The organism is Blautia glucerasea, assembly GCF_013304385.1.
Classification (GTDB): Bacteria; Bacillota; Clostridia; order Lachnospirales; family Lachnospiraceae; genus Blautia_A; species Blautia_A ammoniilytica.
In genome coordinates this window covers 1-1,166 of the sequence record NZ_JAAITU010000124.1, presented here as the reverse complement: position 1 = coordinate 1,166, position 1,166 = coordinate 1, and the positions used below count along the sequence as shown (strand labels likewise).

Annotated in this window: 1 protein-coding gene; it reads left to right on the top strand. The window is 43.2% G+C overall.

Features of this window, described 5'->3' with window-relative positions; all coding sequences use genetic code 11:
* A partial coding sequence (locus G5B11_RS18680; protein WP_330603187.1) for a recombinase family protein occupies positions 1-1,166 on the top strand: 1,166 nt, incomplete at both ends.

Below are 1,166 nucleotides of genomic sequence, written 5' to 3'. Positions count from 1 at the left end.
GCATTTCTAACCAGAAAGCTTTGATTCTGGATTTCCTGAAAGACAAAAAAGATATTGAAGTTGTTTCAGTCCGAGTTGATGATGGTTACTCAGGCTCTAATTTTGAGCGCCCAGCATTCCAGGCAATGCTGGAGGATATCCGGCGTGGGATTGTAGACTGTGTAGTGGTTAAAGACTTATCACGATTTGGAAGGGAATATATTGATTCCGGGAAGTATATCGAGAGATTATTCCCGGCTCTTGGCGTGCGCTTCATTGCCATAAATGACAATTATGACAGTCTCAAGGGAAAGAATCAGGCAGACGAAATCATTATCCCATTTAAGAACTTAATCAATGATGCTTATTGTCGTGACATTTCTATTAAGATCAGGAGTAATCTTGAGATTAAGAGGAAAAAAGGCGAGTGCGTGACTCCGTTTGTAGCATTTGGATACAGGAAGACAAAGACAGATAAGCATAAATTAGAGATTGACCCATCTGCAGGCAGCGTAGTACAGGATATTTTTAAGATGAAGCTGCGGGGAATGAGTCAGGATGCGATCGCTAATCGTTTAAATGAACTGGGTATTCTTTCTCCATTTGAATATAAGATCAGCAGCGGCAGTCATTATGAAACTGGCTTCCGGCAGAAAGAACAGGCGCTTTGGAGTTCCGTTACAGTCCGTAGGATACTGGAAAACGAGGTTTATATCGGAAATCTTGTGCAGGGAAAAAGGACAACACCGAACCATAAAGTGAAGCAGACTTATGTGAAACCGGAAGATGACTGGATCCGGATTGAGAAAAATCATGAGCCACTGGTGAGTGACCGTGATTTTGAAATTGTTCAGAGACTTCTGGGCATGGATACACGTACTTCACCTGACCAAAAGCAGGTATATCTGTTATCCGGCATTGCTGCTATGTGCCAACTGTGGGCATTCTTTACTAAAAGAAACGGAGCATCTGCTAAAATGCTCAGATGCTCGAACCAATGGAGATCCTGTGTGTCGAAGTCTGGTGATCCGACGGGAACCGCTGGAGGAGAATATCCTTGGGCTTGTTCATCAGTATGCAGCGTCAGTGTTGGAAAAAGAAAAGAAAGTATCTTCCAACAGGCAATGCGACTACAAAGAGATCAATACCGCAGAATTGCAAAAACAGAGCCGACAGTTGACCTCGGA